The organism is Roseateles sp. FW305-36, from assembly GCF_058787015.1.
Genome location: NZ_JBYSZK010000060.1, coordinates 1 through 650, shown reverse-complemented (window position 1 = coordinate 650; position 650 = coordinate 1). Strand labels below are relative to the sequence as shown.

General features: G+C 64.2%; 1 protein-coding gene. It reads right to left on the bottom strand.

The annotated features are described in order from the left end of the window. The coding region (locus AC3WOE_RS30545) for a class I SAM-dependent methyltransferase (RefSeq protein ID WP_492696320.1) at nt 1-550 on the bottom strand (550 nt) is incomplete at its 3' end. Nucleotides 551-650: the final 100 nt, after the last annotated feature.

Genomic DNA, 650 nt, shown 5'->3' with positions numbered 1-650 from the left:
CGCGCTCCTGCTGCAGCAGCGTGAACGGAGCGCCGAACTCCGCATGCAGGCCATCGGCGCTGTAGCGCATCACGGGCAACCCGCTGCACTTCTCCGGGCCGTCCTCGGCGAACGTCGCCACGATGACGTGGCCGCCGGGCTTGACTGCGCGCATGACCGCGTTGACGTAGGCCTCGCGCTCTTCGCGAGTCGTGAGGAAGTGGAAGACGGCGCGATCGTGCCAGACATCGTAGGCATGGCGCGGAAGCTCGACCTTCGTGATGTCGCCAGTGAGCCAACTCACACCGGATGCTCGCTCGCAAAGCCGTGCACGCGATGCAGCCAGCGCGGCCTCCGACAGGTCCAGGACCGTGACATGCTGGTAGCCATTGGCCAGCAGATCGTCGACCAAAGTTGAAGCGCCCCCGCCGACGTCGATGATGCTCGCCTCCTTGGACACCCGCGTGCGCGCGATGAGCTCGACCGATTGACGCGCGTGCTCCTGGAACCAGCTGACGCCGTTCTCGGACTTCGTCGTATAGACCTGCTCCCAATGTTCCTTGGATTGCATCTGAGCCTCATGAACCGGATATGCCGTGAGTCGGCGAATCCACCCAATGTAGCGGTGAGCTCGATTCGGCGCAGTCAAGAGGGGATGGCCGGACGCTTAC